This is a genomic window from Arthrobacter gyeryongensis (assembly GCF_039543785.1).
Taxonomy (GTDB): domain Bacteria; phylum Actinomycetota; class Actinomycetes; order Actinomycetales; family Micrococcaceae; genus Arthrobacter; species Arthrobacter gyeryongensis.
Genome location: NZ_BAABKK010000010.1, coordinates 190,184 through 212,358, shown reverse-complemented (window position 1 = coordinate 212,358; position 22,175 = coordinate 190,184). Strand labels below are relative to the sequence as shown.

The 22,175-nt window shown below is 64.6% G+C and carries 23 protein-coding genes; 13 read left to right on the top strand and 10 right to left on the bottom strand.

The window, feature by feature from the left end:
* Nucleotides 1-13 precede the first annotated feature (13 nt).
* Genes ABEA18_RS07730 through ABEA18_RS07710 form a run of 5 tightly spaced genes read left to right on the top strand, consistent with a single transcriptional unit; the run spans nt 14 to nt 4,907 of the window.
* Nucleotides 14-1,513, top strand: a complete 1,500-nt coding sequence (locus ABEA18_RS07730) for an FAD-dependent monooxygenase (RefSeq protein WP_345448668.1) — start codon at nt 14-16, stop codon at nt 1,511-1,513.
* Nucleotides 1,514-1,568: 55 nt separating this feature from the next.
* Nucleotides 1,569-2,018 carry an FAS1-like dehydratase domain-containing protein gene (locus ABEA18_RS07725; RefSeq protein WP_345448667.1) on the top strand — a complete coding sequence of 150 codons (450 nt, stop codon included), beginning with the start codon at nt 1,569-1,571 and terminating at the stop codon, nt 2,016-2,018.
* A 2-nt stretch (nt 2,019-2,020) separates the two neighbouring features.
* A complete protein-coding gene (locus ABEA18_RS07720) occupies nt 2,021-2,458 on the top strand; it encodes a MaoC family dehydratase (RefSeq protein WP_236812329.1) in 438 nt (145 codons plus the stop codon).
* Nucleotides 2,455-3,786, top strand: a complete 1,332-nt coding sequence (locus ABEA18_RS07715) for an MFS transporter (RefSeq protein ID WP_345448666.1) — start codon at nt 2,455-2,457, stop codon at nt 3,784-3,786. Before ABEA18_RS07720 ends, ABEA18_RS07715 begins: the two co-directional genes overlap by 4 nt.
* Before the next feature lie 53 nt (nt 3,787-3,839).
* Complete coding sequence (locus ABEA18_RS07710) at nt 3,840-4,907, top strand: UDP-N-acetylmuramate dehydrogenase (protein WP_345448665.1); 1,068 nt, start codon at nt 3,840-3,842, stop codon at nt 4,905-4,907.
* Nucleotides 4,908-4,939: 32 nt separating this feature from the next.
* Here the strand turns inward: ABEA18_RS07710 and ABEA18_RS07705 are convergent, their stop codons facing one another.
* The gene (locus tag ABEA18_RS07705) at nt 4,940-5,410 is read right to left on the bottom strand and encodes a hypothetical protein (protein ID WP_345448664.1); all 471 of its coding nucleotides are present in this window, start codon (nt 5,408-5,410) and stop codon (nt 4,940-4,942) included.
* Between the two features lie 109 nt (nt 5,411-5,519).
* Here ABEA18_RS07705 and ABEA18_RS07700 point away from each other — a divergent pair, with 109 nt between their 5' ends.
* A complete protein-coding gene (locus tag ABEA18_RS07700; RefSeq protein WP_345448663.1) occupies nt 5,520-6,638 on the top strand; it encodes a winged helix DNA-binding domain-containing protein in 1,119 nt (372 codons plus the stop codon).
* A gap of 84 nt (nt 6,639-6,722) precedes the next feature.
* On the opposite strand, the gene asd is transcribed toward ABEA18_RS07700, so the two are convergent.
* The 8 genes from asd to ABEA18_RS07660 form a co-directional block, all read right to left on the bottom strand.
* A complete protein-coding gene (asd, locus tag ABEA18_RS07695; protein ID WP_345448662.1) occupies nt 6,723-7,865 on the bottom strand; it encodes an aspartate-semialdehyde dehydrogenase in 1,143 nt (380 codons plus the stop codon).
* Nucleotides 7,866-8,019: 154 nt separating this feature from the next.
* Nucleotides 8,020-8,241 carry an NF038396 family protein gene (locus ABEA18_RS07690; protein WP_345448661.1) on the bottom strand — a complete coding sequence of 74 codons (222 nt, stop codon included), beginning with the start codon at nt 8,239-8,241 and terminating at the stop codon, nt 8,020-8,022.
* 2 nt (nt 8,242-8,243) lie between these two features.
* A complete protein-coding gene (locus ABEA18_RS07685) occupies nt 8,244-8,831 on the bottom strand; it encodes a dihydrofolate reductase (protein ID WP_345448660.1) in 588 nt (195 codons plus the stop codon).
* Nucleotides 8,828-9,631 (bottom strand): thymidylate synthase, encoded by an 804-nt coding sequence (locus tag ABEA18_RS07680; RefSeq protein ID WP_345448659.1) that lies wholly within the window; start codon nt 9,629-9,631, stop codon nt 8,828-8,830. Before ABEA18_RS07680 ends, ABEA18_RS07685 begins: the two co-directional genes overlap by 4 nt.
* An 18-nt stretch (nt 9,632-9,649) precedes the next feature.
* Nucleotides 9,650-10,618: an NUDIX hydrolase gene (locus ABEA18_RS07675; protein WP_345448658.1), complete on the bottom strand. Its 969-nt coding sequence runs from the start codon at nt 10,616-10,618 to the stop codon at nt 9,650-9,652.
* Between the two features lie 11 nt (nt 10,619-10,629).
* A complete protein-coding gene (locus ABEA18_RS07670) occupies nt 10,630-12,879 on the bottom strand; it encodes an RNA degradosome polyphosphate kinase (RefSeq protein ID WP_236812317.1) in 2,250 nt (749 codons plus the stop codon).
* Nucleotides 12,880-12,983: 104 nt separating this feature from the next.
* Nucleotides 12,984-13,955 (bottom strand): mycothiol synthase, encoded by a 972-nt coding sequence (gene mshD / locus ABEA18_RS07665; protein WP_345448657.1) that lies wholly within the window; start codon nt 13,953-13,955, stop codon nt 12,984-12,986.
* A 244-nt stretch (nt 13,956-14,199) separates the two neighbouring features.
* Nucleotides 14,200-14,898 (bottom strand): winged helix-turn-helix transcriptional regulator, encoded by a 699-nt coding sequence (locus ABEA18_RS07660; RefSeq protein ID WP_059387339.1) that lies wholly within the window; start codon nt 14,896-14,898, stop codon nt 14,200-14,202.
* 312 nt (nt 14,899-15,210) lie between these two features.
* Between ABEA18_RS07660 and ABEA18_RS07655 the strand changes: the two genes are divergently transcribed.
* From ABEA18_RS07655 to ABEA18_RS07625, 7 genes are all read left to right on the top strand, one after another.
* Nucleotides 15,211-15,945, top strand: a complete 735-nt coding sequence (locus tag ABEA18_RS07655) for a permease (RefSeq protein ID WP_345448656.1) — start codon at nt 15,211-15,213, stop codon at nt 15,943-15,945.
* A gap of 184 nt (nt 15,946-16,129) precedes the next feature.
* Nucleotides 16,130-16,729 (top strand): nitrobindin family protein, encoded by a 600-nt coding sequence (locus tag ABEA18_RS07650; protein WP_345448655.1) that lies wholly within the window; start codon nt 16,130-16,132, stop codon nt 16,727-16,729.
* 87 nt (nt 16,730-16,816) lie between these two features.
* Nucleotides 16,817-17,539, top strand: a complete 723-nt coding sequence (locus tag ABEA18_RS07645; RefSeq protein ID WP_234749026.1) for a flavodoxin family protein — start codon at nt 16,817-16,819, stop codon at nt 17,537-17,539.
* A gap of 22 nt (nt 17,540-17,561) precedes the next feature.
* Nucleotides 17,562-18,647, top strand: a complete 1,086-nt coding sequence (gene ygfZ, locus ABEA18_RS07640; RefSeq protein ID WP_345448654.1) for a CAF17-like 4Fe-4S cluster assembly/insertion protein YgfZ — start codon at nt 17,562-17,564, stop codon at nt 18,645-18,647.
* Nucleotides 18,644-19,057 carry an ankyrin repeat domain-containing protein gene (locus ABEA18_RS07635; protein ID WP_345448653.1) on the top strand — a complete coding sequence of 138 codons (414 nt, stop codon included), beginning with the start codon at nt 18,644-18,646 and terminating at the stop codon, nt 19,055-19,057. The genes ygfZ and ABEA18_RS07635 overlap by 4 nt, the downstream gene beginning before the upstream one ends.
* A gap of 120 nt (nt 19,058-19,177) precedes the next feature.
* On the top strand, nt 19,178-19,738 hold the full coding sequence (locus tag ABEA18_RS07630; protein WP_345448652.1) for a PadR family transcriptional regulator: 561 nt from the start codon (nt 19,178-19,180) through the stop codon (nt 19,736-19,738).
* 54 nt (nt 19,739-19,792) lie between these two features.
* Nucleotides 19,793-21,316 carry a DHA2 family efflux MFS transporter permease subunit gene (locus tag ABEA18_RS07625; RefSeq protein WP_345448651.1) on the top strand — a complete coding sequence of 508 codons (1,524 nt, stop codon included), beginning with the start codon at nt 19,793-19,795 and terminating at the stop codon, nt 21,314-21,316.
* Between the two features lie 79 nt (nt 21,317-21,395).
* Here the strand turns inward: ABEA18_RS07625 and ABEA18_RS07620 are convergent, their stop codons facing one another.
* The gene (locus tag ABEA18_RS07620) at nt 21,396-22,127 is read right to left on the bottom strand and encodes a GNAT family N-acetyltransferase (protein ID WP_345448650.1); all 732 of its coding nucleotides are present in this window, start codon (nt 22,125-22,127) and stop codon (nt 21,396-21,398) included.
* Between the last annotated feature and the right edge of the window lie 48 nt (nt 22,128-22,175).

The following is a 22,175-nucleotide window of genomic DNA, read 5'->3' as shown; positions in this document are numbered from 1 at the left end:
GCGGAGCATGGCGATGACCAAGCATGTGGTGGTGGTCGCCGGAGGTGGCCCCACAGGGCTGATGCTCGCGGGCGAACTGGCGTTGGCCGGCGTCGATGTCGCGATTGTCGAGCGGCGTCCAAACCAGGATCTCGCCGGCTCACGTGCGGGCGGTTTGCACTCACGCACCATCGAGGTCCTCGATCAGCGCGGAATCGCAGATCGGTTCCTGTCCGAGGGGCAGGTGGCCCAGGTCGCGGGGTTCGGCGGCGTCCGTTTTGACATCAGCGACTTTCCCACCCGGCACAACTACGGGCTAGGACTGTGGCAGAACCACATTGAGCGCATCCTGGCCGGCTGGATCGCCGAGCTGGCCGTGCCGATCTATTACGGACGCGAGGTGACCGGATTCGCGCAGGACGCGACCGGCGTCGACGTCGAGCTGTCCGACGGCGGGCCATTGCGCGCGGAGTACCTCGTCGGGTGCGACGGCGGCCGCAGCCTGGTCCGTAAAGCAGCCGGCATCGAGTTCCCCGGGTGGGATCCGACCACCAGCGCCCTGATCGCCCAGGTCGAGATGACCGAGCAGCCGCCATTGGGCGCCCACCCCAATCCTTTCGGCATCCACTCCTTCGGCAAGCTGGACTACAAGATTCTCGACGGCAAGGTGGTCTACGCGGATGGCGGGCCGGTGGGGGTCATGGTGACCGAAGAGCACGTAGGCCCCGCGAGCGAACCCACCCTCCATGACCTGAGCGAGGCGCTCATCGCCGTATGCGGGACGGATTACGGAATCCACAGTCCCATCTGGATCTCCAGATTCACCGATATGACCCGGCAGGCCGCGAGCTACCGCGACAAACGGGTCCTGCTCGCCGGCGACGCCGCACACGTTCATGCCCCCGACGGCGGACAGGGCCTCAACACAGGTGTGCAGGATGCCGTGAACCTTGGATGGAAGCTGGCCCAGGTGGTCAAGCGGACATCGCCGGAGAGCCTCCTCGACAGCTACCACGCCGAGCGCCACCCGGTGGCCGCCCGCGTGCTGCGGAACACGATGGCGAGTGTCGCGCTTCGCCGCCCGGACGAACGCACAAAAGCCGTGGGCGAGGTCATTGCCGAGCTCCTAGGCATGGAGGAACCCCGCAAGCGCTTCGCGGCGATGCAGTCCGGCCTCGATGTACATTACGACGTCGGCGAGGGGCACCCGCTGCTCGGACGCCGCATACCCGATCTCGACCTGGTCACGGCTAACGGCCCGTTGCGCGTCTTCAGCCTCCTGCACGATGCCCAGCCGGTCCTCCTCAACCTTGGCGAGCCCGGCGGCATCGACATCACGCCGTGGGCGGACCGCGTCCAGTTGGTCGACGCCACCTACCTTGGTACCTGGGAGCTTCCGGCACTCGGGGCCGTCACTCCTCCGGCCGCCGTGTTGATTCGGCCCGACGGATACGTGGCCTGGGTGGGAGACCGAACCCAGGCGGGCCTTGCCGACGCGCTGACCACATGGTTCGGACCACCTGCCGCCGCGTAGCGGTCCGGCTTCGACGCTCATCCGGAGACCCGCCCCGGGCCGATAGGGTTGGAGCATGACTATTAACCCGGACTTGCAGGGCCGCAGCTACCCTGCCGCAGAGGTGTACGACGTCGGCCGCGAAAAGATCCGGGAGTTCGCCCGGGCCGTGAAGGCCACCCATCCCGCCCACTTCGACGTCGAAGCCGCTAAAGCCCTTGGCCACAGCGACCTCGTCGCCCCGCCGACCTTCGCCATCATCGTCGCCCAGCGGGCCGATGCCCAGCTGATCGAGGACCCCGATTCCGGGATTGACTTCAGCCGCGTGGTGCACGCAGACCAGCGCTTCACGCACCACCGCCCGATCGTTGCCGGCGATCGCTTGCGCGCCGAGCTGCACGTCGACGGCGTCCGCGCCATGGGTGGCGGGGCCATGATCACGACTCGTTCGGAAATCACAACGTTGGACGGCGAAAGGGTCGCCACCACTACCTCGTCCATCCTGGTCCGCGGAGAGGGACAGTAGCCATGAGCTTGAAACTTGAAGAACTCACCGTCGGGCAGGAAATCGGCACCCGCAGCATCGAGGTCACGCGCCAGGACCTGGTCAAGTACGCCGGCGCGTCCGGCGACTTCAACCCGATCCACTGGAACGAATCCTTCGCCACCGGCGTCGAACTTCCCGGTGTCATCGCCCACGGTATGTTCACCATGGGCTCCGCCGTGCAATTGGTGAGCGACTGGGCCGGCGACCCGGCCGCCGTCGTCGACTACCAGACGCGCTTCACCAAGCCGGTGCTGGTCACCGACACGACCGGTACCAGCGAGCCCGGCGCCGTGATTGAGGTTGCCGGAGTGGTGGGAGCGCTCGACGCCGAAGCCCGCACCGCGCGCATCGACCTGACTGTCACCTTTGCCGGCCAGAAGGTCCTCATGAAATCCCAGGCCGTTGTGAAGCTCGCTTGAGCCAGCTGCAACAATCAGCACCTCGCGCCACCGCGGCGGAATTGTCGCGGTGGCGTAATGCTGTGGTGGCCGCGTACGGCGCCAGCGGCCTGGCCTTCTCTTCGTGGGTCTCCCGCTTGCCCGCGATCCGCGATGGCCTGAACCTGACGCCCGGCACGGTAGGGCTCCTGCTCATGTGCATGACCGTGGCATCGTTCCTCTCCGTGTCGGCGTCCGGCGTGATCGTGATCCGGCTCGGGTCACGACTGACCACGCGGATCGGCGGCGCCATGGTGGGCCTCGGCCTTGCGGTCGCCGGTTTTGGCACGTCCGTGCTGGCCAGCCCGGTGGTCGTGGCGCTTGGACTCATGGTGATCGGCCTCGGCACGGCCAGCTGGAACACGGCATCGAATGTCGAGGGTGCGTCACTGGAACGCGCCCTCGAACGGCACATCATGCCGCGTCTCCACGGATCCTTCAGCCTCGGCACCGTTGCGGGCGCAGGGCTCGGCGCTTGGGCCGCTGCCGCGGGACTGCCGGTCTTCTGGCATCTGGCCGCGGCCGGCCTGGCGGTCGCGGTCTCGGTGGTGACAGCCACTGCCTGGTTCCGTGCGGATATCACCCGCCATTCCATAGCGCGAGGGGCGGCCAAGGCTTTCAAGCCCGAAAGGCCGGACACCTTCGAAGATCCTTCAACCGGCCCCTTGCCGGTCATCCGGCCGAGTCAGCCCGGCCAGCAGGGACCGGCCGAACCGTTAGACAGCAAGCGCATGGTGGCGCGGGCGTGGCGCGAACGCCGGACCCTCCTGCTTGGATTGCTCGTCCTGGGGCTCGCCCTGGCTGAGGGCGCGGCGGGGGACTGGGTGGCCTTGGCGTTGGCCGATGGACACGGTCAATCCGACGCTGCCGGAGCCATCGGCTATGGAATCTTCGTGACCTTCATGACTGTGGGCCGTTTTGCCGGGACGGTGGTCCTGGACCGCTTCGGCCGGGTGCCCGTCATGCGTTGGTGCTCGGCCACGGCTGTGGTGGGGCTGGCGCTCTTTGTCTTCGCTCCCGTGCCGTGGCTCGCCTTCGCGGCCCTGGCCATCTGGGGACTGGGTGCCTCTTTGGGGTTCCCGGTGGGCATGTCCGCTGCCGCCGATGATCCAGCGCACGCAGCGGCACGGGTTTCAGTCGTCTCCGCGATCGGCTATGGAGCTTTCCTTTGCGGTCCGCCGCTCTTGGGACTGTTGGCGGAGCACTTCGGCATCCTGCATTCCTTGCTCGCCGTCCTGGTCCTGCTCGTCGCGAGCTTCTTCCTGGCGCCCGTTTCGCGGAAGCGCGCCCCTGAGCCGGCGCACCCCTGACCCGGCGCACCCCTGAGTCGGCCATGGCAGGCAATCCCCGCTAGGCTTGATTGGTGACCCAGACGATGCTTTCCGAACTGACCACGGCCGCTGTTGGTGGCCCCGCCGGTACCTTCGTGGAGGCCCGCAACGAAGCGGAAATCATCAACGCAGTCCGCTCGGCGGATGCTGCGTGCGACAAACTGCTCATCATCGGTGGTGGTTCCAACCTGCTGATCTCTGACGCCGGATACCCGGGCACCGTGCTCAAGATCGCTTCGCAAGGCTTCACCGTCAATTCGGAGGATAGCTGCGGAGGCGTTTCCGTGGTGGTCCAGGCCGGGCACAACTGGGATGCCTTCGTGGAGCACTCGGTGCTGCACGCGTGGTCGGGACTTGAGGCCCTCTCCGGCATCCCCGGAGCCACGGGCGCTACCCCTGTTCAGAATGTGGGCGCCTACGGTGCCGATGTCTCCCAGACCATCGCCGCGGTCCGTACCTGGGACCGCGAACGCAACGCCGTGCAAACCTTCACCAACTCCGAGCTCAAGTTCGGCTACCGGGACTCCATCCTCAAACAGACCACCACCGAGGGCTCACCGCGATACGTGGTGCTGACTGTTGAATTCCAGCTGCCGCTCGGACGCATGAGCGCGCCCATCCGGTACGCAGAGCTGGCCCGGTCACTCGGGGTCGAGGCCGGGAAACGCGCGTATTCCAACGACGTTCGGCGCGAAGTCCTGCGGCTGCGTGCCTCCAAGGGCATGGTCCTCGACGCTTCGGACAGGGACACGTATTCCACGGGCTCCTTCTTCACCAACCCGATTGTCCCGGCCGCAGCGGCCGCGTCACTGCCCGAGGGAGCGCCGCAGTACCCGGCCGGAAACGATGGCCTCGTCAAGCTGTCGGCAGCCTGGCTGATCGACCAGGCCGGCTTCGGAAAGGGCTTCGGACTCGAACCCGCAAGCGTCTCCGGCGGCCGCGCCTCGCTGTCCACCAAACACACCCTGGCCATCACCAACCGGGGGGGAGCCAGTGCGGAGGACATGGTGGCGATCGCGCGCGAGGTGCGCCGCGGCGTCGTCGAGCGGTTTGGCATTGAACTGCATCCGGAGCCGCTATTGATCGGTTTGGCCCTGTAGAAAACCGCTAAGAAACCCGCGAGGAACGCCCGTCAGCGCTTTCCGCTCGGGAGGACCTTGTTGAGCAACAGGAACGTCAGCCCGCAGCTGGCGGCCCCCAAGAGGAAGATCTGGCTGAACGCTATGCTCTGCGGCGACGGACCGCCGGGCGAAATCCAGCCAGCTGCCGCAAAGCCTGCCACCCCCAGGAGCATAACGATGGCGGCAAGCAGGAAACTGCGCACTTGATCGCTGGCGCCTGTCTGGAACCCTGGTTCGGAATCGTCAACGTGCCGCTCGGACGAGGGCTGGCACGCGGCGGCAAGGCCCAGGAGGAGGGCCGCGGCGCCCGTGGCGGCGAGTCCTACCTCTTGGACAGCCTGCATCGACGGGGACAACCGGACCCCCGCACCAACAGCTATTGCCAAGCCGCAGACAAGCCCGACGGCGGCGGCACACCAACCAGCGGCCGCTAACCGCCGGCTGAGCGGCCGCAGCAGCGGACCTAACTCACCGAACAGCATTCCCCTAGCGTAGGAGGGCCCGCTGGAAGGCCCCTGTGAGCGGCATGGGAGTTCCTCCAACGGGCTAATGAGGACCGAAGCTGTCCGCGGCGCGTCCTATGATGGGCCCATGGCAGCTTCGACGAAGACCAACGTCACTCCCAAAGTCATGGGAAGGCTGCGCCTTGCGAGCCAAGGATTGCTTGGCGGATTCAGTAGCCCGGAGGAATGCGTCTCCAGGATGGGCGCGATGCAGGCCCAAGACCTTGCCTCGGCGTTCTGGGCGGTGGGACAGCGGGTCCCCGGTTCCGGCCTCTCGAAGGTGCTGGAAGCGCTGGAGAACGGCGCAGTGGTCCGGTCCTGGCCCATGCGGGGCACACTTCACTTGGTTCCGCCGCAGGACTTGCGCTGGATCCTGGCCATCACCACGGACCGGTCCATGCGTTCGGTTGCCGCACGGCATCGGGAGCTTGGGATCGACGAGGCAGACATCGCCACGTGCCGGGACCTTGCCCTTGAACGGGTCGCCGGAAGCCCAGGCGCAACGCGCGAGGAACTCTTCAAGATCTTCGAATCCGCAGGCCAAGTGACCACGGCACAACGCGGGATCCATTTGCTGTGGATCCTGTGCCAGAACGCTTGGCTGGTCCAAGGTCCTCCGGCCGGCACGGCAGGCAAAGCGCTTGGACAGCAACTATTCGTGGCCTTCGATGAGTGGATTCCGGAATCCAAGGGCCTGGGCCGTGAAGAGGGAATAGCCGAATTCCTGCTCAGGTATATACGCAGCCACGGACCGGCCACGCTCTTGGACTTCGCGTGGTGGACCCAGATTCCCAAATCCGAGGTCCGGGCAGCCCACGAGGCTATTCGCAGCCAACTCGTTGAGCTCGTCTTCCGTGGAACGTCCTATTGGCTCTCGCCTGAGACGGCAGCACTGCTCGACGACGGCGTCCCCGGCTCGCGGACGGTCCTCGCCTTGCCGGGATTCGATGAATTCCTGCTGGGGTATACGGACCGCAGCCTTGTCCTGCCGCCGGAGCATTTCGAGAAGGTCGTTCCCGGCGGCAACGGTGTCTTCAAACGGATGATCGTGTCCGGCGGCGAAGTGGTGGGCACCTGGTCCCGCAGCGGCACCGGCCGGACCGCCGTCGTCGTGCCCGAACCGTTCGCCGCTGAAGGCCTGGCTCCGGCGGCCAAGCGCTCCTTTGAACTCCAGGCCGCGAAGTACGTGCGGTTCATGAAGCGCTGAGCGCACCCAACTAGCTCGCAGTTGTTGTCGTTATGAGCCCTCAAAACGACAACAACTGCAAGTCAGTTGAAGAAAGCAGGACGCCTAGAGGGTGCCGGTAGCGATCTTCAGCATGCGGCGCAGCGGCTCGGCAGCGCCCCAGAGGAGCTGGTCGCCCACCGTGAAGGCGCTGATGTACTCAGGGCCCATCTCGAGCTTGCGGATACGGCCCACGGGGATCTCCAAGGTGCCGGAGGCGGCTACCGGGGTGAGGTCCGCCATGGAGGCTTCCTTGGTGTTGGGAACGACCTTGGCCCACTCGTTGTCAGCGTCGAGGAGCTTCTCGATTTCGGCGACGGACAAGTCCTCGCGCAGCTTGAGCGTCAGTGCCTGGGAGTGGGAGCGCATGGCGCCGATACGGACGCAGAGGCCGTCCATGACCACATGGTCCTTGCCCGGCTTTCCGTTGCCCGTGCCGAGGATCTTGTTGGTTTCCACTCCGGCCTTCCACTCTTCCTTGGACTGGCCGTTGCCGAGGTCGGCATCGATCCACGGGATCAGGGAGCCGGCCAGCGGCACGCCGAACTGGGTGGCGTCGACGCCGGTGCGCTGGGTCGCCAGGACCTTGCGGTCGATTTCCAGGATCGCGGAGGCGGGATCGTCCAGTTCGCTGCTGACCTCGTTGTTGAGGGTGCCGAACTGATTGAGCAGTTCGCGCATGTGGCGGGCACCGCCGCCCGATGCCGCCTGGTAGGTCATGGAGGTACCCCACTCGACCAAGTTGTTCTTGAATAGGCCGCCGAGCCCCATGAGCATGCACGAGACGGTGCAGTTGCCGCCGATGTAGTCCTTCACGCCCCCGGACAGTCCGGCGTCGATGACGTCGCGGTTGATGGGGTCCAGCACGATGATGGAGTCGTCGTTCATACGCAGCGTGGATGCGGCATCGATCCACAGCCCGTCCCAGCCGCGGCCGCGCAGTTCACCGTGGACTTGCTTCGTGTAGTCGCCGCCCTGGGCCGTGACAATAATCGGCAGCTTGGCAAGAGTCTCAATATCGAACGCGTTCTCGAGCTTGCCTGCGCCGTCGGCAAATGACGGCGCGGCACCTCCAGCGTTCGAGGTGGAGAAAAATACCGGGTTGATGTTGGCGAAGTCGCCTTCTTCCTGCATGCGCTGCATCAGGACGGAGCCGACCATGCCACGCCAACCGACCAGTCCAACGGACGGATTAGCTGCTGTAGTCATTGAACCAGTCTAGACTTTCGCGGCTCCCGGCCGCTGTCGGTTACGTCACGAGGAAATCCACGACGGCGGTTCCCGGACCCAACTGACTGGCAGTTGTTGTCGTTTTGAACCTCCAAAACGACAACAACTGCGAGTCAGTTGGGCAAGTTGCCGCTTACTTGCCGGAGTCGGGTTCTTCCAGCAGGGCCGCCTTCCGGGCGCGCAGGGCGTAGAAGGCGCCGAAAGCGAAGATCTGGGTGACAACTACAAGCACGATGATTCCCAGGATCTTGTTGCCGCCCAGGATCATGGTGAGTCCAACGATCGCGGACAAGAGAGCGAAGAGCGGCAACAACATGTAGCCGAGCACGAACAGGGTCTCAGGTTTCTTCAGCATTCTCAGTCTTCCGTCCGGCGCCACGTGGCGATCCGGTAGTTGGTGCCGTTCTTGGACGTCAGCCAGCCTTCAGCCGGCTCCATCGCCTCAAGATTCCAAGCCTCGCCGAACTCCGGCGCGTAAGTGTCGCCGTCGGTTTCGGAATCGATGACCGTGACGACGGCGACATTCGCGATATCCATGGACTGCCGGTAAATTTCGCCGCCGCCAATGATCCAGACATTCTGGCCGCCCGGTGCGAACTGGGACTCGAGCAGGGCTGCGTCAAGGGATGAAACCACGACGGCGCCACGTGCTTCGGGCGAGTCCGCCCAGCCGTGTTGCCGGGTCACCACGATATTGGTGCGGCCGGGCAAGGGCCGGTACTTTGCGGGAAAAGACTCCCAGGTCTTCCGGCCCATGATGACCGGATGTCCTTTTGTCAGCCGGCTGAAATGCTGCAGATCTTCGGGAACATGCCAAGGCATGGTCCCGCCCTTGCCGATCACTCCGCTGCCGGTCTGTGCCCAGACCAGGCCGATTCCGTTGAGCGTTTCCGCGGCCTCCCCGGGGGAAGGCGACTCCTCGGCGGGAGTTTCGTGGGTGTTCATACCGCCACGGGTGCTTTGATCGAGGGGTGGTGGCGGTAGCCGACTACTTCGAAGTCCTCGAAGGTGTAGTCGAAGACCGAGTCCGGCTTGCGGGCGAAGCGCAGTTGCGGGTACTCGTAAGGCTCCCGGGAGAGCTGCTCGGTGACTTGCTCCACGTGGTTGTCGTAAACGTGGACGTCCCCGCCGGTCCACACGAAATCGCCGGGCTCAAGGCCCAGTTGCTGGGCCACCATGCAAGTCAGCAGTGCATAGGAAGCGATGTTGAAAGGAACACCCAGGAACATGTCTGCCGAACGCTGGTACAACTGGCAGGACAACTTGCCGTCGGCCACATAGAACTGGAAGAACGCGTGGCACGGCGGCAGGGCCATGTCCTTGATCTCGGACACGTTCCATGCCGAAACGATGTGCCGGCGCGAATCCGGGTTGGCGGCCAGGCCCTTCATGAGCTCGGCGATCTGGTCAATGTGCCCGCCGTCGGGGGTCGGCCAGCTGCGCCACTGCACGCCGTACACCGGGCCGAGTTCGCCGTCGGCGTCCGCCCATTCGTCCCAGATGGTGACGCCCTGCTCTTGGAGCCACTTCACGTTCGACTCGCCGCGGAGGAACCACAAGAGCTCCAGCGCGAGGGATTTGAAGTGCACCCGTTTGGTGGTGATGAGCGGGAAACCCTGGCTCAAATCGAAGCGCAGCTGGCGGCCGAAAACGCTCCGCGTGCCGGTGCCCGTGCGGTCCGACTTATGCGTGCCATTGGCCATGACGTCGCGCAGGAGGTCTTCATATGGGGTTGGGATGCTCACGCACCCAGCTTACTGGAGTCAGTCGTCGAAGGGCTTGATCTGTTCCACGGCCACAACCCGCTGGCCGTTTGCCCGGGCCACGTGGCACACGATCATCTCGCCAGGCGCCAGGTACGGATCCTGGGCAGGCAGCATCTCGTGAAGCTCGGGGCCCATACGCTCGCCGAGCGTCTTCAAGACGGTGGGGAGTGCCGGCCTGTGGGTGCACAGTGCAACCCCGCGCTGCTTGTCAAACAAGCCCTCGACGACGGCGGATGTCTTCTTCGGGCTCCGCTGATGGTTGTGCTCGGTCAGGGCCTCCACAAGTTTCACCTTGGCTCCGGCTGACTTGGCATACGGCGCGATGGTGGATACGCACCTGGCCCACGGACTGCTCACGATCCGCAGCGGCTTCCACACGCCCAGAAGCCGTTCCACGGCCAGCGCCTGCCGCAGTCCCGTCACGGCCAACGGCCGGCTGCCTTCGGCCTTGGACCAGGAGGATCGTGGCTTGGCCTTGGCATGGCGCACCAGAATCAGGGGCCAGGTCTCCAGCTCACCGTTCAGGTGTGCCTTGGCCAGCGCCTGGAGGGGTCCCACATCTGTCGGGTTGCTCAGGAATCGTGCCGCTTTGTCCGGCGCGGCCCACATGTAGGCATCCACTTCCTCGCCGTCCGGCTTGATGATGGCCCCGTTGACCTGCGTCGCCCAGTAGTGCACCACCTTCAACCCGGCCGCCACATGGTAGTGGGTCGGGGGAAGGGGGATCCCGAGGGCAGCGTCGAGGCCGATTTCTTCCCTGATCTCGCGGACGGCGCACTCCGGGATGGTTTCCCCGGAGTCGAGCTTGCCCTTGGGCCAGGACCAGTCGTCGTATTTTGGCCGATGAATCAGCAGGACCTCAAGGGCACCCTTGGTAACGCGCCAAGGAATAGCGCCGGCCGCCGTGACGGCGATCGGCTCCCCGGGATGGTCCGTCTGGTCTGCAACAGGTGTATCGCTCTTCAACTTTTCGCTGCCTACCGCCGGGCAACTGCACGTTGGCGGGACCGGGAGGCAAGCAGCCAGGACTGGATGTCCAACAGCGGCGTGCCGTCTTCGGTCTGGTGGAACCTTGTCCAGTGGCCTTGGTTGTCGAGGTGCCAGCTGGCGGTGCCTGGGTCCATGTAACGGCGCAGCAGGTCCATGACCTCGGCCGTGTCTTCGCGGTTGGAGAGCTGCACCAAGGCCTCAACCCGGCGGTCGAGGTTGCGGTGCATCATGTCCGCGGAGCCGATGTAGACCACGGGATCGTTGGCATTGGCGAAGGCAAAAACGCGGGAGTGTTCCAGGAAGCGTCCCAGGACGGAGCGGACCGTGATGTTCTCGCTCAGTCCAGGAACTCCCGGACGGAGCGAGCAGATGCCACGGACAATGACGTCAACCTTTACCCCGGCCTGTGACGCCCGATAAAGGGCATCGATGGTGGCCTCGTCAACCATGGAGTTGACCTTGATCTGGACCTTGGCGGTAATTCCTGCGCGGGCGTTGCGGATCTCGGTCTCGATCCTGTCGATCAGGCCGGACCGCACCGAGCGCGGCGCCACGAGGAGCCGCTTGAAGGTCGACTTGGGGGCATATCCGGAGAGCTGGTTGAAGAGCTTGGACAGGTCCTCGCCGACTTGCTCATTGGAGGTCAACAGGCCCAGGTCCTCGTAGTAGCGGGCTGTCCGGGGGTGGTAGTTGCCTGTGCCGATGTGGCAGTACCGTCGGAGGCCATCCACTTCCTGACGGACAACCAGGGACAACTTGCAGTGCGTCTTGAGTCCCACGATGCCGTACACCACGTGCACGCCGGCCTGCTCAAGTTTGCGGGCCCAGGAGATGTTGGCCTGCTCGTCAAAGCGGGCCTTGATCTCCACGAGGGCCAGGACCTGCTTGCCGGCCTCGGCGGCGTCGATCAGTGCGTCCACGATCGGGGAATCGCCGGACGTGCGGTACAGGGTCTGCTTGATGGCCTGGACCTTGGGGTCGGCGGCCGCCTGCTCCAGGAAGGCCTGGACCGACGTCGAGAACGAGTCATACGGGTGGTGCAGCAGGATGTCGCGGCGACGCATCGCCGCGAAGACGTTGGCGGCTTTGGAGGTCTCGGATTCGTTCAAGTACCGCGAGGTGTGGGGCACGTGTTTCGGGTAGTGGAGGTCCGCGCGGTCAATTCCGCCGATGACCGACAGGCCCCGGAGGTCCAAGGGAGCCGGAACGGAGTACACCTCGGATTCCTCGACGCCGAGTTCCCGCACCAGGAGCGCACGGATGTTCGGGTTGATGTCGGTGGTGACCTCGAGCCGGACGGGCGGGCCGAAGCGGCGGCGCAGCAGTTCTTTTTCGAGCGCCTGCAGGAGGTTCTCGGCGTCGTCCTCTTCAACTTCCACGTCCTCGTTGCGGGTGACGCGGAAGCTGTGATGCTCCATGACTTCCATTCCGGGGAACAGCTTGTCCAAATGCACCGCGATGACCTCTTCGAGCGCGATGAATCGTGCCACGCGGCCCGGGACCGCGCCGGCACGCGGTCCGTCGATCGAGACGAGCCGCGGCAACTGGTCCGGAACCTTGACGCGGGCGAAGAGTTCCTTGTCGCTCACGGGGTTGCGGACAATCACGGCCAAGTTGAGGGAAAGACCGGAAATATACGGGAAGGGGTGCGCGGGATCGACGGCGAGCGGGGTGAGGATCGGGAAGACCTTCTCGCCGAACATGATGCTCAAACGGTGCTGGGCCTCGTCGTCGAGTTCGTCCCAGCGCATGAGGTGGATGTGCTCGTAGGCCAGTGCGGGGCGGATCTGCTCGGCAAACACGCGCGCGTGTCGTTCCTGCAGCTTCCGGGCGGCATCGCCGATCTGCTCCAGGACTTCGATCGGGCTCAGCCCGGCGGGGGAGGGGACCGCGAGCCCGGTGGCGATGCGCCGCTTCAAGCCGGCAACCCGCACCATGAAGAATTCATCCAGGTTCGAGGCGAAGATGGAGAGGAAATTGACCCGCTCCAGCAGGAAGAGGTCCGGATCCTCCGCGAGCTCGAGAACCCGGGAGTTGAAGGCGAGCCAGCTCAGCTCGCGGTCCAGGAAGCGGTCCGGAGTGATGTCGCCTTCCGGTTCAAGGGAGGGCGCAAATTCGGGAATGTCGATGCGGTCCTGTGTTGCCCGCGCAGCCGGGACTTCGGAAGATCCGAAGCGGGGAGGCAAGGTTGCGCCCTTGACCTCGGTTTTGGTGGTTCCGACCGGGTCCGGGTTCATCGGGCTCTCCTTCGTTCAGCGCGGGGGTTTGATTCAACCCTACAAGGATTCCACGTGCCGGAATCCTAGATGTCCCAGCCTTTCAGATACGCCTTGGTTCCGGGTTACTTCCGGGTCAACGGCGCATACATGACATCGACGTCCCATCGTACGAAGCCCAGCTTCTGGTAGAGGGCGACTGCCGCGGTGTTGTCGGCGTCCACATACAACATCACGGAGTGCAGTTCGTGGCTCTGGAGGTACCTGATCCCGGCGACAGTGAGCGCCTTGCCAAGCCCCAACCCCTGGGCCGCGGGTGTCACACCGACGACGTAGACCTCTCCGATGGCCGGATGGGGTCCTTGCCGGGGGTGCACCTTGGTCCAATGGAATCCGAGCAGTTCCCCGGCCGGGTTCACAGCCAGCAGGAAACCGGCGGGATCGAACCAGTCCTCAGCCATCCGGGCTTCCAGGTCGGCCCTGGTCAGGGAACCCTGCTCGGGATGGTGGGCAAATGCCGCCCTGTTGGCGGCCAGCCAGGCGGACTCATCCTGACCCGGCACGAAGGCGCGCAGCGAGACTCCCTCAGGGAGGCCGGCGTCGGGCAGCTCCGCTGTGGAGGTCATGAGGCGCATCTTCCACAGTTCGCGCGCCGGGCCGTAGCCGTAACGGGCCGCAAGCTCCGCGGCGGCCTCGTGATTCCCATGGGACCAGGCGTTCAGCCCGTCGAGCCCGCGGCTGTCCCGGAGCGAGTCCAACAGCCGGCCTGCGACACCCTGGTTGCGGTAGCTGGGGTGCACTGCCATTTCCAGGACTCCGGTCCCGTCGTCCGCTTCAACCACGACGGCGATTCCCGCCAAATCCTGGCCGCTTGCGGGATCGGACTGCTCGTCCGGGGCGTAGAGGGCCAGCGTGAGCACCGAGTGGTCGCCGGCATCGGCTCCGCGCAGCATGACCAGGGTCTGTTCGGACAGCGGGGGATTGCCGTCCGACTCCTCGGCAGCTGCGGCCAGCGTCTTGATGTCTTTCAACAAGTCGTTGTCCGACGCGCCTTTGACGACGAGGACGGGCCAGTTCTCCGGGTGCGCAAGGCTCATGCTGCAAGGCTATACGTCTCCGGCCGGTTTGGCGGGATGGATTTTGCGGCCACTGTGTTGGCCGTGTAAGGTCTATATCTCGTCCGGCTTCGCGAAGCAGGATACGAGGGGGATCCACCAGTGGGGTGGCCTCGATACGTTCGACCCGTATGTCCTCCACTCAAGCAAGGGAAGGCCCGGACTCAATGAGTCCGGGCCTTCCCTGTGTTTTGAGAAGATTGGGGTTTTGAAGGGTGTCGGAAGCCTAGGCCTCCGTGAGCTCGTCTTCCGGCAAGCGGACCAAGGTCAGGCGGTAGCCGACGTTGCGGACCGTGCTGATGAGGTTCTCGTGGTCCACGCCCAGCTTGGCGCGCAGGCGCCGGACGTGAACGTCCACGGTGCGCGTGCCGCCGTAGTAGTCGTAGCCCCATACTTCGGTGAGCAGCTGCTGGCGCGTGAATACCCTGCCCGGGTGCTGGGCCAGGTACTTCAGGAGTTCGAACTCCTTGAAGGTCAGGTTGAGCGGCTGCCCGTTCACGCGGGCCGTGTAGCTCGCTTCATCGATCACGACGCCGGCCGCCCGGATTTCGGTGTTGGTTTCCTCTTCGCCGGGGATGGCGCGGGCCACGGCCAGGCGGATCCGGGCTTCGACTTCGGCCGGGCCCGCCGAGTCGAGGACGATGTCATCAACAGACCAAGCGGACGAGACGGCAGCCATGCCGCCTTCGGTGAGGATCAGGATGAGGGGGGCGCTCAAGCCCGTGGCTTTGAGCAACTGGGTCAGGGAGCGGGCCCCCACGAGGTCCTTGCGGGCATCAAGGAACACGACGTCGGTGGGGTCGGTTTCGAGCAATGCCGTTGGCTCTGCCGGAAGGATGTGGACCCGGTGGTTCAATAGCTCCAAGGCGGGCAGGATGTCTACCGACGAGCCGGTGCTGTTCGTCAGGAGCAGGATGTGCGACATAGTTCCTCCAATGGGCGGTCCGCGCATCATCGGGCGTCTGAACCGGGTTTCCACCGGCCGGTAGCTGCTTATGGGGCGTGGTTCCGTTGTAACGGAAGCGTTGCAACAAGAAGCGCTGTTGACAACCGAGTATACCCAAAGGCCCCTGCAACGTCAGGGATTCGTGTCACCTTCAACCCATGTTTGCGACATATTTGTGCCGTATAAGGCAGGATTGGCAGGAGGTTGCTCGCAGCCTGGAACGAAATGGGGCCCATCGAGGATCCCACGAGGGCGCAACGAGGTTAGGGACACAGTGAGGTCAGGGGCGCAGTGAAGTCTTGGAGCATCGGGGTGGTCGGCCTCGTGGCGCTCGCGGTTTTCGTCGCCGGCTCTTACGGTCCCACGGAAGGGCTGGTCGCCGTCGGAATCCTGGCGTCGGCCGCGGTCGGCATCGGCTGGCCCCATTTTCTAGCGGTCCCCGCGAAGAAAACACTCGCCACCGTGATCGGCCTGAGCGGTGCGGGTTCAGCCCTGGCTGCCGGCTTCGTGCCAGCCCCCGGATTTCTCGACGCAACCCCCGCCTTCATCGCCGCAGGCGTGATCGCGGTGTTCGTCGTGCAGTTGATTCGCGGAACCGGCCAGGCCCAACGGCTCGAATCCACCCTTGGCAGCTGCGCCGGGGTCCTGCTGAGCTGCCTTGGCGCGGGCTGGATTGCGGGGGCGAGGTTCAACGGGATCAAGGAAATGGTGCTGGTCGCCGCTCTCAGCGCCGCCGTCGCCCTCCTCGCCGGCTTGTTGCGCTGGCCGGACCGGGTCGTGGCGCCTTTGGGCATCGTGGCGGCGGGGTTGGTGGCTCCGCTGGCAGGCCTGGTGTTCTCCAATATCGCGATCGTCGCCGCCATCGTGGTGGGCGTCGTCATCGGCTCGGTCCTGGTCAGTTTCCGCCGGATGGTGACGCTTCGGCTCGGCCGCCTCAATTTCCCGGCTGTCCTTGGAATGGGCGTCGCCCCAGTCTGGGCGGTTGGCGCCATGTGCTACTTCATCGACAAACTACTCATCTACTAACAGTTAGGATGGCATCATGTCCGTACTTGCATTTGAAATCTTCTTCCTTGTCCTCCTCGGCCTGGCCAGCCTCTCGATGGCGTGGTTCGCTGGTTTTGTCGTTTACCGTCTCTTCAAGGGCCAGAAGTAGAGCTCCCAGCGCTTTTGATCAACCTGTACCTTCCGGTCCACTGAGGTAATTGCTGTGCCCATCGAAATCCCTTCCGACCTGACACCCGAATTGGTACCCCTTTCCTGGCTCATTGGTGAGTGGGAAGGCCGGGGACGGCTTGGAACCGGTGAAGAAGACTCGGATCATTTCATCCAGCATGTCTCCTTCACGCACCACGGTCTGCCCTACCTGGAGTACCGCGCGGAAAGCTGGCTCAGCGACGAGGACGGCACCAAGTTGCGGCCCCTCACCGTGGAAACAGGCTTCTGGGCGCTGGAGCGGAAAATGCTCGACGCCGACGGCGGCCCCGGCTTGATTCCCGCGGAAATCGTCCCGGTTTTGAAAACCGCCGACGACGTCGAGGCCCACCGGAACGCGGACGGCGGGTTCGACATCACCGTGACGATCGCCCATCCCGGTGGCATCAGCGAGCTGTACTACGGCCAAATCAAGGGGCCGCAGATCCAGATGAGCACCGATATGGTGATGCGCGGCGGCCACTCCAAGGAATACACTGCGGCCACACGCATCTTCGGCCTCGTGGATGGCAATCTGTTGTGGCGCTGGGATGTGTCCACTCCGGGCAAGTCGCTCGAGGCCCACGCTTCGGCTTTCCTGAACAAGCTCTCCTAGGAGGGCTTGTTCCCTGTCTTCAAGGTCTCACCGAAGAGGTCTCACTGAACGTCCCGTTTCGCAGTCCGAACCAAAGGGGAGCAGCAAGTGAACGAAGCAACAAAGCCTGCCAGCTATGACGATCTCAAGGCCGTCTTTTTCAACGGGACGCTCAAACCATCCCCACAGGTGAGCAATACCGACGGTCTGATTGCCATCAGCCGGCGCATCATGGAAAAGCAGGGCGTCAGCACGCGCGTGATCCGCACGGTGGACCACGACATCGCCGCCGGGGTTTATCCGGACATGCGCGAACATGGCTGGGCCACTGACGAATGGCCGGAGTTGTACCCGGCCGTGTTGGAGGCCGACATTGTGGTGGTGGCCGGTCCTATCTGGCTTGGTGATAACTCCTCCCAGACCAAGAAACTCATCGAGCGGCTCTACGCCCATTCGGGCCAGCTCAATAGCAAAGGCCAGTGGGCCTACTATCCGAAAGTCGGCGGCTGCCTGATCACGGGCAACGAGGACGGCATCAAGCACTGTGCCATGAACGTCCTGTACAGCCTCCAGCACGTCGGCTTCACCATTCCGCCGCAGGCCGACGCCGGCTGGATCGGTGCCGTTGGCCCCGGCCCCAGCTACCTCGACGAAGGATCAGGTGGCCCCGAGAGCGACTTCACCAACCGGAACACCACCTTCATGACGTGGAACCTGCTCCACTACGCCCGCATGCTCAAGGACGTCGGCGGCATTCCTGCGTACGGCAACCTCCCGGATGAATGGAAAGCCGGCACACGCTTCGATTTTGAAAACCCGGAATACCGCTGAGCCCCAAGGACTTCTACTACATATGACTTACAAGAGCCCCCTATTGTCGCGCCCCGGAGCTGTAGAAGGCGGCGGCGAGGACTCCGGCGTCGCGGCCCACTACGGCGAACCCCTGCGGGAGCAGCGCGCACTCGCCGCCGGCACCGCCGTCGTCGATCTTTCCTACCGGGGCGTTGTCACCGTCACCGGCCCTGACCGACTGAGCTGGCTCAACACCCTTTCCTCGCAGCAACTGACCAACCTCCAGCCCCGCGTCTCGAGCGAACTATTGCTCCTCACCATCCAGGGCCGCATCGAGTTTGACGCCCGAGTGGTGGACGACGGCGAGACCACCTGGCTGCTGGTCGAAGCCGCCGAGGCTGCCCCGCTGGCGGAGTGGCTCGACAGAATGCGGTTCATGTTGCGCGTCGAGGTGGCCGACGTGTCGGCCGATTGGGCCGTCGTCGGCTCAACCAAGCCCGTTGACGCCTGGTCCGGGCGGCTCGTCTGGGAGGACCCGTGGCCGCACATCGGCGTCGGTGGCTACTCCTACAGCGTGGTGGAGGAAAGCTCCCATCCCGGCCTTGAGCGTCCCTGGTTCGAGTACCTCATTCCCGCGGACGAGCTTGAAGCGGCCGTTGAAGGCATGGCCCTCGCCGGCTCCTTGGCGGCGGAGGCGCTCCGCATTGCCGCGTGGCGTCCCCGTCTCGGCGCGGAGACAGACGAGAAGACCATTCCGCACGAGCTCGATCTCCTGCGGACCTCGGTCCACTTGTCCAAGGGCTGCTACAAGGGCCAGGAGACCATCGCCCGCGTCCACAACCTGGGACACCCGCCCCGGCGGCTCGTTTTCCTGCAATTGGACGGCTCGCAGCACACCCTTCCGGCGCCGGGCAGCGTCGTATTTGCCGGAGAGCGCAAGGTGGGTACGCTAACGTCCGTGGCCCAGCATTTCGAAATGGGGGCAGTAGGACTGGCTTTGATCAAGCGGTCCGTCGACCCGCACGAAGTGCTGACCGTGCTGGACGGTGAGGAGCCTTATCCGGCCGCCCAGGAAGTAATCGTTGCGCCCGATGCCGGACAGGTGGTGGGGCGTCAGACCGGATTCCTGAAGGGACCCCATCGATGAGCGAAACGACGGGCGCTGAAGCCCAGGCGACGGGTGCCGATGACGAGGCCATTGCCTTGGCGCATGCCTTGTTCGATGCCGCCAGGGAAGGCAACTCGCAGATCCTGCGCAGCTACCTCAATGCCGGTGCGCCGGTTGGAATGCGCACTGCCGCGGGTGACTCGCTGCTGATGCTGGCCGCATACCATGGCCACGCTGAAACCGTTCAGCTTCTGCTGTACCACGGTGCCGATGCAAACGGCGCGAACGACCGTGGCCAGACTCCGCTGGCCGGCGCAGTCTTCAAGGGTTACACGGAGGTGGCCCGGGTTCTGATCGACGCCGGTGCCGATCCTGACGCCGGTGCACCCACAGCGCGCGACGCCGCCCGGATGTTTGCCCGCACGGAGATTCTCGGACTGCTCGGATAGGCCAAGGCGGGGCCGTCGGGCTTTGTCCATACGTGACGGCCTCGCCGCGCCGGCTGTCTTGCGCGCAAATATTCCATGTGGAATAGTTGTTGTGGAATAGTTCGCACGGAGGATGGGGAAATGGCACGAGCAGCGCTGACTCCACTGGGCGTCGCTGCATTGGCCCTCCTTGTCGAGGCGCCGATGCATCCATACGAGATGTACCAGCTCCTGATGGCCCGCCACGAGGACCGTTTGGTCAAAGTCCGGCCGGGTACGCTCTATCACGCAGTCGGCCGCCTGGAAGAGGCGGGTTTGGTCGAGTCCACAGGCATTGACCGTTCCGGCAACCGGCCCGAGCGCACCACCTACCGAATCACGGGAACCGGCCGGGAAGCGCTGACCGAGCGCCTCCAGAACATGCTGGCGGAACCCGTGAATGAGTACCCGGTGTTCCCCCACGCGATCGCCGAGGCACACAACCTGCCGTCCGGCGTCGTACTCGAACTCCTGGACCACCGCGTGGCGAACCTGGAAAACCAGCTCGACTTCCTGGTCCGCGGTGAAGAAGCTGTCGCTGCCAAAGGCGTCGAGCCCAAGTTCTGGATCGACGTCAAGTACCAACAAACCATGCTGCGGACGGAAATCGACTGGATACGCAGCTTCCAAAATGATCTCCGCAGCGGGCAGTTGCCATGGTGACCGCCCATGCCACGAACCAACTTGCAATAGATTCAGCACAGTCAAAGGAAACCCATGGAAAACGTAGCTAAACCGTGGCCCGCGCTGTGGTCCCTCGTGGTCGGGTTCTTCATGATCCTGATCGACACCACCATTGTCTCCGTGGCGAACCCGCGGATCATGGAGGGCCTGCACACCGATATCAATGCCGTCATCTGGGTGACGAGCGCCTACCTCCTCGCCTACGCCGTGCCGTTGCTGATCACCGGAAGGCTCGGTGACCGCTTCGGGCCGAAGAACCTCTACTTGATCGGCCTCGTGGTCTTCACCCTGGCTTCGCTGTGGTGCGGCCTCTCGGGCGACATCGGCATGCTGATCGCGGCCCGGGTGGTCCAGGGCATCGGCGCTGCCATGATGACGCCTCAAACCATGGCCGTCATCACCCGGATCTTCCCGCCGGACCGCCGGGGCGCGGCGATGGGCCTGTGGGGCGCCACGGCCGGCATGGCGATCCTCGTCGGCCCGATCCTCGGCGGCGTGTTGGTTGACGGCCTCGGCTGGCAGTGGATCTTCTTCGTCAACGTTCCCATCGGCGTCGTTGCCTTTGTCCTCGTGACCCGGCTTGTACCGAAGCTGACCACGCACAGCCACAAGTTCGACGTCCTGGGTGTGCTGCTGTCCGCAGCAGGCATGTTCCTTCTGGTGTTCGGCATCCAGGAAGGCCAAAGCTACAAGTGGGGTACCGTGAGCGGGCCTATTACGGTGTGGGGACTGATCATCACGGGGCTCGTCGTCCTGGCCTTGTTCGTGTTGTGGCAGTGGCTCCTGGAGCGCCGCGGCGGCGAACCCCTGCTGCCGTTGGGCCTGTTCAAGGACCGCAACTTCTCCTTGGGAAACACCATCATCATGGCGGTGGGCTTCACCATCACCGCGTTCCCGTTGCCCACCATTTTCTACTACCAGGTAGTCCGCGGGTTGACCCCGACGCAGTCCGCATTGCTCATGATCCCCATGGCCGTGATCTCCGGCGCGCTGGCACCTTTCGTTGGCAAGCTGATCGACCGCATCAACCCGCGTTGGTTTGCCGCCTTCGGCCTCGTCTGCCTGTCCGGTGCACTCTTCTGGACGTCGACCCTTCTGAAACCGGACACCCCAATCTGGATGTTCCTGCTGCCCAGTGCCCTCCAGGGTGTGGCCAACGGCTTCATTTGGGGCCCGGTCTCGAACGCCACCACCCGCAACCTCCCGCCGCGGTCGGCAGGCGCCGGTTCCGGCGTCTTCAACACGACGCGCCAGATCGGTGCGGTACTGGGTTCGGCAGCCATCGCCGCACTCATCCAGTCCCGGCTCGCGGCCGAGCTTCCCGCGGCTCCGCCAGGTGCTGCCCCGGCCGGTGAAGGCGGATTCGCCGGAAAGTTGCCTGAATTCCTGCATGACGGCTTCTCGACGGCGATGAGCCAGTCGGTCCTGCTGCCGGCCTTTGCGATTCTGCTGGGCGCAGTAGCGGCGTTGCTGTTTGGCAAGCCCAAGGCCGTCCAGGGTTGGGGTTCCCCGGCTGCCGCAGGGGCTAAGCCTCAAACTGTTTCGCAAGACGGCTAACCGGCGCGAACTGGCAGAGGATGCCCTCAAAATGCGGTTTTGGGGGCATCGTCTGCCAACTCGCGGGCAGTGGAGGGCGCTAGCGAAGCAGAACGGAGGTCTGGATGCCGCCGTCGGCGAATCCCAGCTTTCGGGCCAAGGCCAGGGAGCCCCGGTTGTCCAGCGCCGTTCGCCATTGCAGGGTCAGCCCGGAGGCGAGTGCCTCGTGGGCAGCGATCGAAGCAGCGAGGGTTCCGAGCCCTTGCCGGCGCAATTCCGGGGGCACCAGGACGCCCATGTCCGCGAGGATCCCCTGCCACTCCGCATAAGCGCCGCAAGCCACCGGTTTGCGGTCCGGTTCGTTGCCGTCCATCACGGTGAAATGGTGGTCCATCCTTGAGAGGTGGACTTCGTTGACGTCGTCCGGGGGGCATCTGCCCTCCAACTCGATCGCCTCGGGGTGGCCGTGGGAGACTGTGACCTCGCCGCCCGGCTGGAAGAGGGGAAGGTCGTCGGCGAACAGCAGGGCAGACGTCCCGAGCCCGTGGCCACCGTGTTCGCGGCTGATCCGCAACAGTACGGAATGCTCGCTCAGTTGGTCGTCCGGGAGTTCGACGGCGGCGGCCGCCGCCCATGCCGGAGCCACCAATGCGGAGCGGCCGAAGAGCCTCACGAACGTAATGGATTCGGCGTCCTCATCTTCCCGGACCAACCGCTCCCCGTTGCGGGCAGCAGGTGAACCGGAGACGAAACTGAAGGCCTCGTCGTCGAACCCTAAATGCCGGGCCCAGGCCAGCAGCACAATTTCCGCCGATCCCGCATCAAGTTCCATGACATCGAGTCTATGCAGTCCCGGGAAAGGAAGGAGCCGGCAGGCACC

What these genes read in the sequence shown, in the direction of transcription:
- ABEA18_RS07730 (WP_345448668.1), top strand. Translation starts at nt 14, where the DNA reads ATGACCAAGCATGTGGTGGTGGTCGCCGGAGGTGGCCCCACAGGGCTG.
- ABEA18_RS07725 (WP_345448667.1), top strand. Translation starts at nt 1,569, where the DNA reads ATGACTATTAACCCGGACTTGCAGGGCCGCAGCTACCCTGCCGCAGAG.
- ABEA18_RS07720 (WP_236812329.1), top strand. Translation starts at nt 2,021, where the DNA reads ATGAGCTTGAAACTTGAAGAACTCACCGTCGGGCAGGAAATCGGCACC.
- ABEA18_RS07705 (WP_345448664.1), bottom strand. Translation starts at nt 5,410, where the DNA reads ATGCTGTTCGGTGAGTTAGGTCCGCTGCTGCGGCCGCTCAGCCGGCGG.
- ABEA18_RS07700 (WP_345448663.1), top strand. Translation starts at nt 5,520, where the DNA reads ATGGCAGCTTCGACGAAGACCAACGTCACTCCCAAAGTCATGGGAAGG.
- asd (WP_345448662.1), bottom strand. Translation starts at nt 7,865, where the DNA reads ATGACTACAGCAGCTAATCCGTCCGTTGGACTGGTCGGTTGGCGTGGC.
- ABEA18_RS07690 (WP_345448661.1), bottom strand. Translation starts at nt 8,241, where the DNA reads ATGCTGAAGAAACCTGAGACCCTGTTCGTGCTCGGCTACATGTTGTTG.
- ABEA18_RS07685 (WP_345448660.1), bottom strand. Translation starts at nt 8,831, where the DNA reads ATGAACACCCACGAAACTCCCGCCGAGGAGTCGCCTTCCCCCGGGGAG.
- ABEA18_RS07670 (WP_236812317.1), bottom strand. Translation starts at nt 12,879, where the DNA reads ATGAACCCGGACCCGGTCGGAACCACCAAAACCGAGGTCAAGGGCGCA.
- mshD (WP_345448657.1), bottom strand. Translation starts at nt 13,955, where the DNA reads ATGAGCCTTGCGCACCCGGAGAACTGGCCCGTCCTCGTCGTCAAAGGC.
- ABEA18_RS07660 (WP_059387339.1), bottom strand. Translation starts at nt 14,898, where the DNA reads ATGTCGCACATCCTGCTCCTGACGAACAGCACCGGCTCGTCGGTAGAC.
- ygfZ (WP_345448654.1), top strand. Translation starts at nt 17,562, where the DNA reads ATGACTTACAAGAGCCCCCTATTGTCGCGCCCCGGAGCTGTAGAAGGC.
- ABEA18_RS07635 (WP_345448653.1), top strand. Translation starts at nt 18,644, where the DNA reads ATGAGCGAAACGACGGGCGCTGAAGCCCAGGCGACGGGTGCCGATGAC.
- ABEA18_RS07630 (WP_345448652.1), top strand. Translation starts at nt 19,178, where the DNA reads ATGGCACGAGCAGCGCTGACTCCACTGGGCGTCGCTGCATTGGCCCTC.
- ABEA18_RS07625 (WP_345448651.1), top strand. Translation starts at nt 19,793, where the DNA reads ATGGAAAACGTAGCTAAACCGTGGCCCGCGCTGTGGTCCCTCGTGGTC.
- ABEA18_RS07620 (WP_345448650.1), bottom strand. Translation starts at nt 22,127, where the DNA reads ATGGAACTTGATGCGGGATCGGCGGAAATTGTGCTGCTGGCCTGGGCC.